At 75.6% G+C, this 16,528-nt stretch carries 11 protein-coding genes; 6 read left to right on the top strand and 5 right to left on the bottom strand.

All coding sequences use genetic code 11. The features are described from left to right. Positions 1-175: 175 nt before the first annotated feature. Positions 176-901 (bottom strand): ABC transporter ATP-binding protein, encoded by a 726-nt coding sequence (locus tag BS72_RS24995; protein ID WP_037913761.1) that lies wholly within the window; start codon positions 899-901, stop codon positions 176-178. 448 nt (positions 902-1,349) lie between these two features. Here BS72_RS24995 and BS72_RS25000 point away from each other — a divergent pair, with 448 nt between their 5' ends. Next, positions 1,350-2,786: a gamma-aminobutyraldehyde dehydrogenase gene (locus BS72_RS25000; RefSeq protein ID WP_037913763.1), complete on the top strand. Its 1,437-nt coding sequence runs from the start codon at positions 1,350-1,352 to the stop codon at positions 2,784-2,786. Between the two features lie 118 nt (positions 2,787-2,904). Here the strand turns inward: BS72_RS25000 and BS72_RS25005 are convergent, their stop codons facing one another. Next, positions 2,905-3,630: a glycerophosphodiester phosphodiesterase gene (locus BS72_RS25005; RefSeq protein ID WP_037913765.1), complete on the bottom strand. Its 726-nt coding sequence runs from the start codon at positions 3,628-3,630 to the stop codon at positions 2,905-2,907. A gap of 4 nt (positions 3,631-3,634) precedes the next feature. Further along, positions 3,635-4,714: an adenosine deaminase gene (locus tag BS72_RS25010; protein WP_078901609.1), complete on the bottom strand. Its 1,080-nt coding sequence runs from the start codon at positions 4,712-4,714 to the stop codon at positions 3,635-3,637. A 248-nt stretch (positions 4,715-4,962) separates the two neighbouring features. Here BS72_RS25010 and BS72_RS36750 point away from each other — a divergent pair, with 248 nt between their 5' ends. From BS72_RS36750 to BS72_RS25025, 3 genes are all read left to right on the top strand, one after another. Beyond that, positions 4,963-8,031 (top strand): hypothetical protein, encoded by a 3,069-nt coding sequence (locus tag BS72_RS36750; RefSeq protein ID WP_051951646.1) that lies wholly within the window; start codon positions 4,963-4,965, stop codon positions 8,029-8,031. 134 nt (positions 8,032-8,165) lie between these two features. Next, the gene (locus tag BS72_RS25020) at positions 8,166-8,870 is read left to right on the top strand and encodes a GNAT family N-acetyltransferase (protein ID WP_198545950.1); all 705 of its coding nucleotides are present in this window, start codon (positions 8,166-8,168) and stop codon (positions 8,868-8,870) included. A gap of 141 nt (positions 8,871-9,011) precedes the next feature. Then, complete coding sequence (locus tag BS72_RS25025; protein WP_037913767.1) at positions 9,012-9,479, top strand: hypothetical protein; 468 nt, start codon at positions 9,012-9,014, stop codon at positions 9,477-9,479. Between the two features lie 35 nt (positions 9,480-9,514). On the opposite strand, the gene BS72_RS25030 is transcribed toward BS72_RS25025, so the two are convergent. Together BS72_RS25030 and gabT are read right to left on the bottom strand one after the other, a co-directional pair. Continuing rightward, on the bottom strand, positions 9,515-10,081 hold the full coding sequence (locus BS72_RS25030; RefSeq protein ID WP_232792530.1) for a phosphatase PAP2 family protein: 567 nt from the start codon (positions 10,079-10,081) through the stop codon (positions 9,515-9,517). Between the two features lie 862 nt (positions 10,082-10,943). After that, positions 10,944-12,275 (bottom strand): 4-aminobutyrate--2-oxoglutarate transaminase, encoded by a 1,332-nt coding sequence (gene gabT / locus BS72_RS25035; protein ID WP_037913773.1) that lies wholly within the window; start codon positions 12,273-12,275, stop codon positions 10,944-10,946. A gap of 239 nt (positions 12,276-12,514) precedes the next feature. On the opposite strand from gabT, the gene BS72_RS25040 reads away from it, so the two are divergent. Together BS72_RS25040 and BS72_RS25045 are read left to right on the top strand one after the other, a co-directional pair. Next, on the top strand, positions 12,515-14,635 hold the full coding sequence (locus BS72_RS25040; protein WP_051952026.1) for a type IV secretory system conjugative DNA transfer family protein: 2,121 nt from the start codon (positions 12,515-12,517) through the stop codon (positions 14,633-14,635). Positions 14,636-14,720: 85 nt separating this feature from the next. Further along, a complete protein-coding gene (locus BS72_RS25045; protein ID WP_037913778.1) occupies positions 14,721-16,271 on the top strand; it encodes a PucR family transcriptional regulator in 1,551 nt (516 codons plus the stop codon). Positions 16,272-16,528: the final 257 nt, after the last annotated feature.

The raw sequence follows: 16,528 nt of genomic DNA on the forward strand, positions 1-16,528 counted from the left end.
GCCACCGGGACGACCGTCCGTCCGCCGGCAGGCGCGGCGGCCTGCGGGGCCCGACCGGTCCGACCGCCTCGACCGCCGGCCGTCACGGCACCTCGCACGGCCGCGGTGCCTGTGCTGGCCGTGCCGCCTGTACTCCCGGCGCCGTGCCAGGTGTCGGGAGCGCTCCGCACGCCGTTCATACGCCCGCCGGGGAGGAGTCGGCCCGGTCGCGGTGGGCGGGAACCGGGGCGCCGGGACGGCCGTCGAGCAGGGTCACCGTACGGTCGGCGTGCCGGGCGAGGTCCTGGTCGCTGCCGGCCAGCACCACGGTGATGCCGTGGGTGCGGGCCGCGCTGGTCAGGGTGCGCAGCACCTGGGCGCGGTCGCCGCGGTGCAGCGGCGCCGTCGGCTCGTCGGCGAAGACCACGGACGGTTCCGCGGTCAGCGCCCGCGCCACCGCCACCCGCTGGAGCGCCGTCCTGGAGAGCGAGGTCACCCGCATCCTGGCCGCGTCCCCGATGTCCAGGCGGTCCAGCCACTCCTGGGCGGCGGCCCGCGCCGCCCGGCCCCGCACGCCGCGCAGCAGCAGCGGCAGGGCGGCGTTCTCCCAGACGTTCAGCTCCGGCAGCAGCTGCGGGTCGGCGCCGACCCAGCCGAACCGGTCGCGGCGCAGCCGCTCGCGCGCCGCCTCCGGCAGGGTGTGCACGGGCGCGCCGTCGAACCACACCTCGCCCTCGTCCGGCACGATCTGCCCGGACAGGCACCGCAGCAGCGTGGTCTTGCCCGAGCCGCGCGGCCCGGCCACCGCCAGGATCTCGCCGGCGCGCACGCTCACCGACACCCCGAGCAGCGCGGGTGAGCCCCGGTAGGAGTGGCGCAGGGCGCGGGCCCAGAGCACGTCGTTGTCGGGCGGGGTCGCCATGCCGTACCTCCGCGGTCGCGAGTCGTTGCCCTTCGCACCGTAGGCACGGCCCGGCCGACCGCGCGCGCAGGCACGGCGTCAGAGCCCCCGGGAGCGTCCCAACGGGTGACGCCCGCCCGGCCCCGCGGCCATCGGACGCGCCGCCGCGCCGCGCCTCACCGTGCTGCCGCCCGCGCCCGCCCGAGCCCGCCCGACGCTGTTCAGGGGCGGGGCCGGCGGCCCTCGGCGGCGGTACGGGCGGCGCCCGCGGCCACGCGCGGTCGCGGAGGTGACCGCGCAGGAGGATCACCGGAAGGAAGCCCATAGGGCGACGAAATCTGTGGCGTACGGCCCGATATGGAACCAGATCATCGGTCCAGACGGCGATACACCTGTCCGGATGAGGCCGTCCTGACGCTAAGCTGGGCGGCGTCTCTCACTCCAAGGACGTAGATCAGGGAGCAGCGCCGTGACCGAACTCCGTACCCTGCACAACTACATCGACGGAGCATTCCGCGACGCCGCCGACGGACGTACCACCGAGGTGGTCAGCCCCGTCACCGGCCGGGCCTACGCCGTTGCCCCGCTGTCCGGGCAGGCCGACGTCGACGCCGCGATGGAGGCCGCGCGGGCCGCCTTCCCCGGCTGGCGCGACACCATCCCCGCCGACCGGCAGAAGGCGCTGCTGAGGATCGCCGACGCCATCGAGGCGCGGGCCGACGAGCTGGTCGCGGCGGAGAGCGAGAACACCGGCAAGCCGATCGCGCTGACCGCCAGCGAGGAGATCCCTCCGATGGTCGACCAGATCCGCTTCTTCGCCGGCGCCGCCCGGATGCTGGAGGGCCGCTCGGCCGGCGAGTACATGGCCGGCATGACCTCCATCGTGCGGCGCGAGCCGATCGGCGTCTGCGCCCAGGTGGCCCCCTGGAACTACCCGATGATGATGGCGGTGTGGAAGTTCGCCCCGGCGCTGGCGGCGGGCAACACCGTGGTGCTCAAGCCGTCCGACACCACCCCGGCCTCCACCGTGCTGCTGGCGGAGATCATCGGCGGGATCGTGCCCAAGGGCGTCTTCAACGTCGTCTGCGGCGACCGCGACACCGGCCGGATGATGGTCGAGCACCCGGTGCCGGCGATGGCCTCGATCACCGGCTCGGTGCGGGCCGGCATGGAGGTGGCCGGGTCCGCCGCGAAGGACGTCAAGCGGGTCCACCTGGAGCTGGGCGGCAAGGCGCCGGTGGTGGTCTTCGAGGACGTCGACATCCCCAAGGCCGTCGAGGACATCGCGGTCGCGGGCTACTTCAACGCCGGCCAGGACTGCACCGCCGCCACCCGCGTCCTCGTCCACGAGTCGATCCACGACGAGTTCACCGCCGCCCTCACCAAGGCCGCCGCCGAGACCCGCACCGGCCTGCCGGACGACGAGGACGTGCTCTACGGGCCGCTGAACAACGCCGCCCAGCTCGCGCAGGTCAGCGGCTTCATCGAGCGGCTGCCGGCACACGCGAAGGTGGAGACCGGCGGCCACCGGGTGGGCGAGGAGGGCTTCTTCTACGCGCCCACCGTCGTGTCAGGGCTGCGGCAGGACGACGAGATCGTGCAGCGCGAGGTGTTCGGCCCCGTCATCACCGTCCAGCCCTTCCGCGACGAGGACCAGGCCGTCGAGTGGGCCAACGACGTCCAGTACGCGCTGGCGTCCTCCGTCTGGACCAGGGACCACGGCCGGGCGATGCGGATGGCGAAGAGGCTCGACTTCGGCTGCGTGTGGATCAACACCCACATCCCGCTGGTCGCCGAGATGCCGCACGGCGGCTTCAAGCACTCCGGCTACGGCAAGGACCTGAGCGCGTACGGGTTCGAGGACTACACCCGCGTCAAGCACGTGATGACCTCGCTGGACGCCTGAGCCCGGGGCCCGCCGGTCCGGAACCTCCCCCGTCCGCCCGCCGGTCCGGAGACTTCCGGCCGGCGGACGGGGCCCCGTGGACCGGACGGCCCGGGACGGGACAGGCCGGGGCGGAAGGTCAGGACACGCCGGAAGGGCGGGGTACCCCGCGGCGCCGGAGCACGCGCCGCAGCGCGTCCAGGCGGTTGGTGGTGATCGCGTCGACCCCCGCGTCGACCAGGCGGCCCATCGAGCGCTCCCAGTCGGCCGTCCAGGCCGCCGCGAGCAGGCCCCGCTCGTGCGCCCACGCCACGGTCTCCGGCCCGGCCAGCGGGAAGCGCAGGTTCAGCCACCGCGGCGCCAGCGCGTCGAGCAGCTCCTGCGCCGGGAGCGCGGAGGTCTTCCAGGTCATGGCGATCTCCGCGGCCGAGTCCAGGGCCCGCACCTCGCGCATGGCCGCCAGGCCGCCGCACCAGTACACGCGCCGCCCCGCGCCGGCCCGGACCACCGCGTCCAGGGCCGGCCCGGCCTGGTCCGGGTCGGTCAGGTCCAGCAGCAGCCGGGCCTGCCCGGGGGTGTCCAGCAGCGCCGCCAGCGCGTCCGCGAGCGGTGGGACGCCGCCCCCGGTCCGCTCGGCGACCTCCGCGGCGGACAGCGCGGCCACCTCCTTCGGCACCTCCCACAGCCGTTCCAGGGTCGGGTCGTGCAGCAGCACCGGCAGCCCGTCGCGGGTCACCTGCACATCGACCTCGACGGTGTCGGCGCCGCCGCGCAGCGCCGCTGCCACCGACGGCAGGGTGTTCTCCCGGAACCGGTGGGGGTCGCCCCGATGGGCCACCGCCGCGACCGGTCGCGCCGCCGCCACCGGGTCAGCCCCGGGGCGCCGGGAAGGCGGCGGTGTAGGCGTCGATCTCCGCGCTCAGCCGCGCCTTGCCGGCGGTGTCGAGGAACGACGCCCGCACCGCGTTCTTCGCCAGCTCCGCCACCCCGGACCGGTCCAGGCCCAGCAGCCGGGCCGCGACCCCGTACTCGGTGTTGAGGTCGGTGCCGAACATCGGCGGGTCGTCGCTGTTGACGGTGACCAGGACGCCCGCCTCGACCATCGCCCGGATCGGGTGCTCCTCGATGTCGCGCACCACCCGGGTGGCGATGTTGGAGGTCGGGCAGACCTCCAGCGCGATCCGGTGCTCGGCCAGGTGCTCCAGCAGCCGCGGGTCCTGGGTGGAACTGGTGCCGTGGCCGATCCGCTCGGCGCCCAGGTCGTTCAGCGCGTCCCAGACCGTCTGCGGTCCGGTCGCCTCGCCGGCGTGCGGCACGCTGCGCAGCCCCGCGGCCCGCGCGCGGTCGAAGTACGGCTTGAACTGGGACCTCGGCACACCGATCTCGGGCCCGCCCAGCCCGAACGAGACCAGCCCCTCGGGCTGGCGGGTGAGCGCCAGCCGCACCGTCTCCTCCGCCGACTCCAGTCCGGCCTCGCCGGGGATGTCGAAGCACCAGCGCAGCACCACGCCGAGCTCGGCCTCCGCCGCCTTGCGGGCGTCCTCGATCGCCTCCATGAAGGCCTCGGCGGCGATGCCGCGCCGCGTCGAGGAGTACGGGGTGATGGTCAGTTCGGCGTACCGGATGTTCTGCCGGGCCATGTCCCGCGCCACCTCGAAGGTGAGCAGCCTGATGTCCTCGGGGTCCCGGATCAGGTCCACCACGGACAGGTAGACCTTGATGAAGTGCGCGAAGTCGCGGAAGGTGAAGTACTCGGCCAGCGCCGCCGGGTCGGCCGGTACCGCGGAGGCCGGGTGGCGAGCGGCCAGCTCGGCCACGATCCGGGGGGACGCCGAGCCGACGTGGTGCACGTGCAGCTCCGCCTTCGGCAGCCCGGCGATGAAGTCCTCCAGCCCACCGGGGGCGGCCGGGGCGGCGCCGGGGCTCGGGGCGGGGGCGGTGTCGGACATGCGGGGGTCCTCCCTGGACCTGGACGGTGCTGGCACGCTGCCGTTCATCGTAATCCGGGTCGCGCGGCGCCCCGGCTGGAGCCCGTCCCGCGGTCGGTACGGTCGCCGGCGGCCGGGAACCGCCCGGGGAGGTTCCGGTTGGTTTCCACCCAGCCGATTCCCGTCGGCGCGAATGCGGACAACTCCGCGCGAGGATCACCTCATTGGCCTACGCTTTCGCTACCTAACGCAGAGTCAGGGGTGGCCCGATGCCCGATCCCGAAACCTCGCCCCAGCCGCCCGACGCCGATTCCGGCACGCCGAACGGACTGCTGTCCCTGCTGTCCACGGTGACCGGCGGCATCACCGACGCGCCGATCCTCACCGCCTCGATCGGCGTCATCGGCGTCATCGCGGTGCTGTCCGGGCTCGCCGTGGGGCTCGGCGGCGCCTTCACGTGGGCGCTGGGCGCGGTCTGCGGGGTCTTCGTCCTCGCCGTCGCCGCGTCGTTCGCCTGGCGCCGCAACGACCCCGCCCCGCCCGGCGCCGAGGAGCACCGTACGGAGCTGCGGGCCCGCGGGGCCAGGGGCGTGCGCATCAGCGACAGCGGCAACATCGAGGGCGGCAGCGGCAGCGTCTCCACCGACCTGCGCCGCGCCAGGGACGTCGAACTCCGCCGTTCGCAGAACGTCCGCGCCGCCGGACCGCCGGCCACCCCCCTCCCACCGCCGGCCCCGGCTCCCGTCCCAGGCCCCGCCGCGCGGCCGGACTCCGAAGCGGCTGGCGGGTACGAGGAGACCGGTGCCGGGGCGCCGCCGGTGCCCGGGTGCCTCACCGGCGACCCGGCGGACTCCGCGGCCTTCACCCCCTCCCTGCTGGACGCGCGGGACCGGATCCTGCGCGCCGCCGCGGCCCGCCGCGGCTCCCGGTTCGACATCCGAGGGGACAGCGGGTGCGGGAAGACCGCCTTGCTCGAACTGGTCGCCGACGGGCTGAAGGCGGCCGGCCACCTCGTCCTGTTCATTACGGCGGCGGCCCCGCAGTACGGCACCGGCCAGGCGGCGGGGGAGGAGGAGCGCGCGGTCGCCGACTACGCGGCCTGCCGCTACCTCATCGACGCGCTGGCCGCCGACGTGCACCGCGCCTACCACCCCGAGGACGGCTCCACCCCGCTCATGGAGGAGGCGGTGGGTCTGGAGTGGGAGACCGCGCTGCTCGCCTGCCGCACGGCGGGCGAGCCCCCCGCCCCGGGCGGGCAGCACATCCACGTCGACCTCTCCCGCGCCCGCGGCGTCGACCTCGGCAACGTCGGCAACATCACCCTCCCCGCCGCCGTCCCGCAGCCCGGCGGCCGCCGCCTCGCCGCCATGCAGCGCCAGCTCACCGACGTCCTGGACCGGATGTCGCGGGCGCCGTCATCGGGCGGGCTCGCCGTCCTCGTGGACGACGTCCAGACCGTCCTGGGCACCCCGGTCGGCGGGTGGCTGCTGTCGGTGCTCAGCGGACTGGGCGCCGCTCGGGTCGTGGTCCACGGCCGGCGCCCGCACCCCGATCCGGGCCCGTTCCCGCCCGGCACCCGCACGATCCGCCTCGACCCGATGTCGGAGGGCGAGGCGTCGGACCTCGTCACGGCCCGCCTGACGGGCGGAGGCCGGCAGCCCCGGGACGCCCGCGCCTGCGCCACGGTGGTGGCCGAGGTCACGGGGGGCCACCCGATCGGCGTCGTCACCTGCTGCCAGATCGTCCTGGGATCGCTGCCGCCGGACACCCCGCCCGCCGCCGTGCGCCGCCACCTGCTCCACGGCGACCAGCGCTGGGACAGCGGCGGCTTCGCCGGCGTGCGCGCCTTCGTCGACGGCCACGCCGCACAGGTGGCCGGCCGCCCCCTCCCGCTCTTCGACCTGCTGACCGTCCTCCGCCGCTGCACCCCCCAACTGCTCGGGCCGCTCCTGGCCGAGGACGGCCTCGGCCCCGACGCGTTCGGCGAGCTCTACGACTGGCTGACCCACTCCGCCTTCGTCACCTCCTTCGACGACGACAACAAGCAGGAGTGGCGGCTCCACGACTACCTGCGCGAGAACCTGGACGCCCGGTTCGCCGCCGAACGCCCCACGGCGCACGCCGCCGTCCACGGCCGGGTGGAACGGCTTTACCGGGGCCGGATGAACTTCGACGACGCCGGCACCGACGACGCGGACGCGGGCGGGAACGGGAGTGCCGAGGACGGCGGGGACGAGGCGGAGGGCGCCTACGACGGGGCCTTCGACACTGCCTTCGAGGGGGCCTTCGACACCGCCGAGCGGCTCCAGCCGATCTCCGCCGGCTACCGCTACGAGGACCCGGTCTGGCTGCGCAACCTCCAGGAGTGGCTGCACCACGCCGCGCACGTCGCCCCGCAGCGCTTCGCGGCGGCCCGGCGGGCGATGATCCGGCTCTTCCTGGAAGGCTTCTTCTGGTGGGACTGCGAGGTGCCCTCGGGCTACTGCTCCCACCTCGTCTCCACCTACCGCTCCCTGCCGGACCGGTCCGGACTGCGATGGGTGGACTGGCTGGAGGACTTCCGCACCTCCTACGTGGCCGGCGCCGCCAACCAGCGCGTGGGCGAGGACACGGAGCGCTGGGACGCCGCCGCGGCCGCCCTCGACGACCTCTTCCACTTCCTCGGCATCCGCGCCGGGCACCGCCCCGACGACCCCGACCTGCGCCGCGTCTACCTCGTCGGCGGCATCATGCGCGGCGACGCGGCGTGGTTCAGCGGCCACGGCACCACCGCCGACCGCGACCAGGCCGGCCTCTGGTACAGCGCCGCCCACCGGGCCTGCACCGACGAGGCGGAGCTGTGGATCCGCAACTGGGCGGCCGTGGGGCTGGCCGTCATACACGCCTCAGCGGACCCGGACGCGGCCGAGGCATACCTGGACGGAGTGCAGGAGGCCGCCCTCGAAGCCGAGGACAAGGACGTGCTGAACAGCATCGCGCAGGCGTACGGCGCCATCGCCTGGGCCCGCGGCGACCTGCGCGCCGCCTTCGACTGCCACATCCGGGCCGTCCTCCACGCCTACGTCTACCACGTCGACCAGGAGGTCTACGGGCAGTACCCGAGCAACTACACGGCCTCGGTCCACCGCGGCGTCTGCGCAGCCCTGGAAGAGCGCGCCAGCGCGGCACGCGAGGCGGGCCGGAGCGCCGAGGCGGACGCCGCGCAGGCCAGGTCCCGCGCCTTCTTCGCGCCCTACTGGGCGTACCGGGGCTGCCGCCCCAGGGGCCGTTCGGGCTGCCCGAGCCGCCGGCCGACGCGGATCTCGGCAGTGACAAGACCGCCTTCGCCGACACGGTGAAGTGGGTGATCCGGCGCATGGCCCGCCAGCGTGCCGAGCCGCTCAACCATCCGCTGCCCGACCCGGCATGAACCCGCGACCGGGAGTCGGACGTTCCGCTCGTCCGGTGCCCGCCGAGCTGTCACGCTGTCCGTATGGCGCTGACCGAGATGGGACCGGAGCACCCCTTGCTGGAGCGGGTCTACGACCGCTTGCTCGCCCCCGCGTTCCCGGCCGACGAACTCGTCAGCCTGGACGAGCTCAGAGCCGGGCTCGCCGAGGGGACCAGCATCGCGGCCCTCGCCGCCGACGGCGACCGCCCGCTCGGCGTCGCGGTGGGCGAGTGGTCGGCGGACAGCCGGGTGCTGCTGCTCGCCTACCTGTCCGTGACCGCGGAGACCCGCTCCCAGGGGATCGGCGGCACCCTGATGTCCGCCGTGCTCGGCGACTGGCAGCGGCGCCTCGACCCGCTGGTCACGCTGGCCGAGGTCGAGCACCCGGCCGCACACGCCGCCGACCCCGACCGCGGCGACCCCGCGGCCCGGGTCCGCTTCTACGCGCGCCTCGGCGCCCGGGCGCTCGACCTGCCGTACTTCCAGCCGGCGCTGCGCCCGGGCGCCGTCCGGGTTCCCGGCATGCTGCTGGCCGTTCTCGCCGTGGAGCCGGCGCTGCGGGAGGCGGCGGCCGTTCCCGGGGCGCCCGTCCGTGCCTGGCTGGCCGAGTACTTCGAGGAGACGGAGGGCCGGATGCCGGAGGACGCCGCGGGCCGAGCCCTGTTCGACGCCACCGACCGCCCCGGCGGCATCCCCCTGCTGCCGCTCGACGACCCCGCCGCCCTGCCCTGCGCCCGTACGGTGTGACGCCCCGGGGCCGCCCCGGACGGCACTGTGGCCCACGTCACTACCGGCCGGTAGCCGAACCCGCGTAATGGCGCGCGGCCTGCCCTGTCCATCCCCTCGTGACGGCGACGAGCCGCACATGGGAGACGGGAGGGGCAGAGCATGGCCGACACCGGCGCGCGGGGCGCTGTGGAGTGGCTGCTGTCGGCGGCGGCGGACCCGGACGGGTGCCGCTTCGCGTGGGAACGGAACCCTCTGGGGACCACACTGCTGCCCGCCGGGCGGATCTGGGACGTACTGATCGTGGCCGGCCGCATCGGCTATCCCACGCTGGACGTCCTCGGCCGGATGGCGGACCGGCCAGGACCGGTGCTGGCCGACTTCGGGGACGCCCGGACGGGCTTCTTCGTGCCCCCCGGAACCGCCGCCCGCTGGCTCGGCACCGGGGTACGGGCGGCCGGCCGCGGCACCTGGATCGTCGTGCCCTACCCCGGTCGGCCGACCGGCGGGGTGCGCTGGCTCGTGCCCCCCGACGGTACCGGTCACCTCACCGATCCGGGGGTGCTGGAGCTGGCCATGCACGAGGCCGCCGCCCGCCTCGCCGACCGCCGCCGCCGGGACCGCTCGTGACGGCCCGCCCGGACGGCCGCTCCGGGGGCCCCGCGTCAGGGCCCTGCCCGGCGGTGCCCGAAACGGGCGGCCAGCGCGGCGGCGGCCGACAGCAGCGCCACCGTGAGCAGCCAGCTGGCGACCACGTCCAGCGGCCAGTGGTAGCCGCACCACACGAGGGAGGCGCCCACGGCCGCCGCGAGCAGCACCGTGCCCCAGACCAGCAGCAGCCGGGCCGCGGCCGAGGTCACGAAGGGCAGCAGCACCGGCACCGCCAGACCGAAGCCGACCGACGAGGTCGCGGCGTGGCCCGAGGGGAAGTAGCCGTAGTCCGGGTCGGGGTGCACCCGGCCCGGGGCCGGCCGGTCCACCCCCGCCTTCACCCCGCTCACCACGGCCGGCAGCAGGAGCATCACCACGGCGGCCACGGCCGGGGCCGCCCACCAGCGCGGCAGCCCGCCGCGCCGGCCGAGCAGCGCGGCGGCGGCCAGCGCCGCCACGAGCACCGGCACCGCGACCTGGATGTCGCCCAGGTCGCACAGCACATGGGCGACCGAGGTGAGGTCGCCGTGCCCGGCGGCGGCCTGGCGGAAAGCCCGCAGCACCCGGCCGTCGCCTGCCACCAGCCGGCCCCCGGCGGCCACCCGCCAGGTCAGCAGGACGAAGCAGGCCGAGGCCGCCGCGCACAGCAGCCACAGCCGCGCGAGGGAGCCGGCCGGCGGCCGTGGCGCCCGGGGCGCCGAGGGCCGCCCTCGGCGGGCGGAGTACGGGTGCCCGGAGCAGCGGACGCGGTGCCGTCCGGGGGCTCGGCCCGGTCGCCCGTCCCGGACGGGGCCGGACCGCTCGCGGCGGAGGCCGGGGGAGTCGTCCCGCCGTCGGGGTCCGGTCCGCCGGCGGACCCGGTCCGGGCGGCCGCGCCGGAGCGGTCGGAGCGGTCGGAGCGCCGGAAGAGCGGACTCCGGGCAGCCCGGGGGAGAGGGACCAGCCGGAAGGCGGCCGACGGGAAGGGGGCCGGCTGGACAGCGGCCAGCCGGAAAGCAGTCAGCCGCCCCGGAACAGGGGGGAGAGTTCCGGGGCGGCCAGGGCGATCGCCGTACCGTCCGTCCCGGGGGGTTTGGGACGAACGGCCGACCGATCGGCGAGGATTGCCGGGACCAGAGGGCCCGGCGGATTCGTGCGCGAGGGCACTGACGCGCCGTTGATGGGGAGTCGCCGGCGCGAGCCCGCCTGCGGCCTCCTCGCGAGGATTCGGCCGCGTGCGGGGTGTTTCACGGAAACCGTATGTCACTCCAGGCTCCACAGCGCCGCCGATCACCCGTCCGCCATCAGGCCCGCACAGCTTCTTCACGCCACCGTCCGATGCATCGTCCCTCGTCTCCCACCTGTCACAACAGCCCCTGCGAAGCGGCGCCGACGAGGTTTCCCCGCACCGCCGCGGCCGGCCCGGGGAAGCCCCGGACCGGCCGCGACGCCACCGGACACGGCTCACACGCCGGCCAGCGCCGCCTCGATGATGTCGAGGCCCTCGTTCAGCAGATCCTCCCCGATGACGAGCGGCGGCAGGAAACGCAACACGTTGCCGTAGGTGCCGCACGTCAGCACGATCAGCCCGGCCGCGTGGCAGGCCTTGGCCACGGCCGCGGTCACCGCCGCGTCCGGCTCCTTCGTGCCCGGCTTCACCAGCTCCACCGCGATCATCGCACCGCGGCCGCGCACCTCGCCGATGACCGGGAACTTCTCCTGCATCGCCGCCAGCCGCGGCTTCATCACCTCGCCGATGCGGCGGGCACGGGCCGGCAGGTCCAGCTCCTTCATCGTCTCGATGGCGCCCAGCGCGGCGGCGCAGGCCACCGGGTTGCCGCCGTAGGTGCCGCCGAGGCCGCCGACGTGTGCGGCGTCCATGATCTCCGCCCGGCCGGTCACCGCCGCCAGCGGCAGGCCGCCCGCGATGCCCTTCGCCGTGGTGATCAGGTCCGGCACCACGCCCTCGTCCTCGCACGCGAACCACTGGCCGGTACGGCAGAACCCGGTCTGGATCTCGTCGGCGACGAAGACGATGCCGTTCTCCCGGGCGAACTCCGCCAGCTTCGGCAGGAAGCCCTTGGCCGGCTCGATGAATCCGCCCTCGCCGGCGATCGGCTCGATCACGATCGCGGCCACGTGGTCGGCCCCGATCTGCTTGTTGATGATCTCCACCGCCTGCGCGAACGCCTCCTCGGCGGCGTTCTCCGGGCCGGTCAGCCAGCGGTAGCCGTAGGCCAGCGGCACCCGGTAGACCTCCGGCGCGAACGGCCCGAAACCCTCCTTGTACGGCATGTTCTTCGCCGTCAGCGCCATCGTCAGGTTGGTGCGGCCGTGGTAGCCGTGGTCGAAGACCACCACAGCGGTGCGCTTGGTGTAGGCGCGGGCGATCTTGACCGCGTTCTCCACCGCCTCGGCGCCCGAGTTGAACAGCGCGGACTTCTTCGGGTGGTCGCCCGGGGTCAGCGCCGCCAGCTCCTCGGCCACCTCCACGTACCCCTCGTACGGGGTGATCATGAAGCAGGTGTGCGTGAAGTCGGCGAGCTGCGCCGAGGCCCGGCGCACCACGGCCTCCGCGCTGTTGCCGACCGAGGTCACGGCGATGCCGGAGCCGAAGTCGATCAGCCGGTTGCCGTCGACGTCCTCCACGACGCCGCCGCCCGCCCGGGCCACGAAGACCGGCAGCGTCACCCCCACGCCGTCCGCCACCGCGGCGGCCTTCCTCGCGGCCAGCTCCCGGGACAGGGGTCCGGGCACCTCGGTGACGAGCCTGCGCTCCTGCGGTACTGCGGTCATGGCGGCTTTTCTCCCTCGTACGGCGTACGGCGACATCTTCCGGCAGGCTAGGCCGGGCCGCGGCGGAGCCGCATACGCCGTTAGGTCGCACTGCCCGCACCCGGATGCGCCGGAACGGACAGTGCGTGAGCCCGGGGGCCGCGGTCCGGCCAAGATCCTTTTACCCAGGTAGCGGCTCGACTACATTGTGCGCATCGGCGGGCGATGAGGGGCGAGGGGCGGACAAGGCCATGGACGCCATGGACCACGACGGCAGGCACCGGGCGCCGGGCGCCCCCTACGGCGGCACCCCGGTGCCGCCCAGGCCCGCGGGACCACCCGTGCCGCGGCCCGCCGCACCACCCCCGGTGCCGGTGCAGCCGCCGCCGGCCTCCGACCTGGAGGTCTGGCTGCGCGCCCCACGGGAGATCGACGCGCCGGGCATCTACGGATACGGCCACACCGCGCGGGAGAAGCCCGACCCGGGACGGCTGCCGGCGCGGCGCCTCCTGGGCGGTGCCCTTCTCTCGGCGTTGGGAGGGCTGCTGGTGTGGTCCTTCTTCGCCGACGGATACCTGAAGTTCTGGATCTGGCCGGTCATATGGCTCACCCCTGATCGATGGCGCAGCGGCGCGGGAGCGGACACCAACGCCTTCAACATCGCCACCCGGACCTGGGCGGCGCTGTGCATCCTGCTGCTCGCCTGGCTGTGCGCGCGGGCCGGGAACTGGGCCGAGGTCTGGCGCCGCTACGTGCGCCCCGTGCTGCGCGGGCTCAGCGCCCCCGCGCCCGGGGCGGAGAAGGGCGCGGCCCCCGACCTCGTGACGTGGCCGGTGCTGCGCGCCTACGGGCAGGTGCCGCTTGCCGACCGGCTGGCCCTGGAGGCCCGCTCGGGCCGGATGAGCGACGTGGACTACGCCCGGGTCACCCGGGCGTGGGAGGGGGTACGCCGGGACCCCTCGCTCCTGGACGCCTTCACCGACAGCGTGCTGCGGGACGGCGCCGCGGCCTGCGGCCACCCCTCGGGCCAGCGCGACCTGCCCTTCCGCGGCGCCCTGCACGACCTGCTCACCCGGCAGGTGCGCATCGGCCGGGGCACCCTCGACGAGCGCAACCCCTACCAGCACCGCGGTTCGGGCGTCGCGCTGGACCCGGGGCTGCTCGGCACCGGCCTGCTCGCCGTCGGGCCGCCCGGCTCGGGCAAGACGCGGTACGTGGTGCGGCCCGTGGTGGAGGCGATGTGCCTGCAGGCGCTGACCGGGCAGGCCGCCGTGGTGGCGGTGAGCGCCGCGGGAGCGGACCTCGGCCCGGCTGACGCGTTCGACGTGGTCATCGCGCTCGCCGACCCGGCCTCCCGCTACGACCTCGACATCTACGGCGGCGCCGACCCCGACACCGCCGCAGCCGTCCTCGCCGAGGCGCTGATCGACCCGCACGACAGCCAGGACGGCGAGGTGCGCCAGGCCGCCACCGCGCTCGGCCAGCTCCTCGGGCCGTTCGCCGCCGCCTTCGGCCGCTACCCCTCGGTGAGCGAGCTGCGCGAGCTGCTCGACGGCACCGCGCACGCCTACGCGGCGCTGCGGGAGGCGCTGGACGCGGCCGGCCAGCCGGGCATGGTCCGCGAGCTGGACGCCCGGGAGCGGCAGGCCGGCCGGGAGGGCGACGTCGGCCGGCTGCTCGCGGACCGGGTCGCGCTGCTGGACCGGCCGGCGTTCGCCGGGTTCTTCGACGTCACCGGACGGTCCCGGCCGTTCTCGATGTACGCGCTCGAACACCCGCTGCGGGTCCGCATCGACCTGCCCGCCCGAGGCCACGCCGCGGCCGGCCGCATCCTGGCCCGGCTGGTGCTCGCCCAGTTCACGGCGGCGGTCAGTACCCGCCGGGACCGCTCGCTCTTCGCCTGCCTGGTGCTCGACGACGCCGCGCAGACCGTGTCCGCCGAGGCGGTGCGCGGCCTGGCCCGGCTGCGCCCGGCCAACGCCGGGGCGGTGCTGGCGCTGCGCACCCTGGACGACGTGCCGGAGCGGCTGCGCCCGGCGCTGCTGGGGGCCGTCGGCTGCCGTATGGCGATGTCCGGGCTCACCACGTGGGACGGCCGGCGGTTCGCCGAGGCGTGGGGCACCACGTGGGTGGAGGCGCGGGACGTCACCCGCACCCCGGACCGGTCCGGCGGGATGCTGCGCCGGACCTCGCGCGGGATGCGGCGGCTGGTGACGGGGGAGGCGGCGACCACCGAGTCGGTGACCGTCCGGGAGGTCGAGCGGGAGCGCTGGTCCGCCTCCGACCTGGCCCAGCAGGTGCCGCCCGGGCACGCCGTGCTCTCGCTGACCACGACCGCCGGGGAGTCGGCGCCGCCCGTGCTGCTCGACCTGCGGGCGTGATGGGGTGCGGTACGGTGCGGGACAATCGAAGGCGGCCGTTCCAGCAGGCCGGCCGCCGTCCGCTCCGCACCGTTCCCGGGTCCGCATGCCGCTCACGCTCGCCACACTCGTCCACCGCTCGTCGCTGAAGCTCGGCGTGCTGGCCGCACGGGAAGGTCTCGACGCCCAGGTGCGCTGGGTGCACACCAGCGAGCTGGACGACCCGGCGCCCTACCTGGAGGGCGGGGAACTGCTGCTGACGACCGGCCTGAAGCTGGACCCGGCCGACGCCGGGGGGGTCACCGCCTACGTGCGGCGGCTGGCGGCGGCCGGGGTGGTGGGGCTCGGCTTCGGCGTCGGGGTCGGCCACGACGAGGTTCCGCCGGCGCTGGTGCTGGCCGCGCAGGAGGCCGGGCTGCCGCTCCTGGAGGTGCCGCGGGCCACCCCGTTCATCGCCATCAGCAAGGCCGTCTCGGCCGCCGTGGCCGCCGACCAGTACCAGGCCGTCACCGCCGGCTTCGAGGCGCAGCGCGAGCTGACCCGGGCCGCGCTCGCCTCCGACGGCACGGGCGCGCTGCTGGCCCGGCTGGCCGCGCACCTGGACGGCTGGACGGCCCTGTACGACGCCTCCGGCGCGGTGCTGGCGGTCGCCCCGGAGTGGGCGGGGCGGCGGGCGGCGCGGCTGGCCGGGGAGATCGACCGGCTGCGGGACCTGCCGGCACCCGCCGGCGCGGCGGTGGCGGGACCGGCCGGCACCGAGGACCGGGTCGAGCTCCAGTCGCTGGGCACCGGGCGCCGCCCCCGCGGTTACCTGGCCGTCGGAACCGCGGAGCGGCTGGACACCGGGGCGCGGTACGTGGTGCACGCGGCGGTGGCGCTGCTCACGCTGTCCCTGGAGCAGTCCCGGGTCCTCCAGGAGGCGCAGGGCAGGCTGGCCGCCGCGCTGCTGCGGATGCTGCTGGCAGGGGAGGCCGGGCACGCCCGGGCCGTCGCGGGGCGGATGTACGGCGCGCTGCTCGACACCCGGGTGCGGCTGCTGATCGTCGAGCCGGCCGATCCGGAGGGCCCGGTGGAGGACCCGGACGCGCTCGCTCTGCTGGCCGAGCGGGCCGAGGCCGCGGGGGCGCGCTCGGGGGAGCCGGTGCTCGCTGTCACGGAGGGCCCGCGGCTGGTGGTGCTCGCCGCCGAGGGCGCCACCGCGCTGACCGCGGCCACCGGGCTGGCCGCGGCGCAGGAGGGGCTCGCCGCGGGGCTCTCCGCGCCCGCCGGACCGGACGAGGTGCCCGAGGCGTACCGGCAGGCCGAGCGGGCGCTGGCGGTCGCGCAGCGGCGCGGGCTGAACCTCGTGGAGCACGGCGAGGTGGGCGCCGGCTCGGTGGTGCCGCTGCTCGCCGACGAAGCGGTGCGGGCCTTCGCCGAGGGCCTGCTGCGCCCGCTGCGCGAACACGACCAGACTGCTCGGGGCGACCTCGTCGCCTCGCTCACCGCCTGGCTCTCCCGGCACGGCCAGTGGGACGCCGCCGCCGCGGATCTGGGCGTGCACCGCCACACGCTGCGCTACCGGATGCGCCGCGTCGAGGAGATCCTCGGCCGCTCGCTCGACGACCCGGACGTGCGTATGGAGCTGTGGCTGGCCCTCAAGACCGAGGAGACCTGAGAGACCGAGGAGAGCTGAGCCCGTACCCGGTCGGCGCCCACAGGCTCGCCCTGCGCACCCGGCAGGCTCCGCCGGAGACCTGAGCCCGTACCCGGGTCGGCCCCGCCCCGTGCCCCGACGGCGCTGCACCCGGTGATCCCCCCCGCACCTCGCACGGCCCTCTCGCGTTCGCCATTCCGTAGCGGCCACCGCGTCCCGTTACTCCTGCGTGGACAACGGGCCGCGCGGGCACTCGACCGTACGGTGAAGGGAGTGGG

The sequence above is a fragment of the Actinacidiphila yeochonensis CN732 genome (assembly GCF_000745345.1).
GTDB lineage: Bacteria > Actinomycetota > Actinomycetes > Streptomycetales > Streptomycetaceae > Actinacidiphila > Actinacidiphila yeochonensis.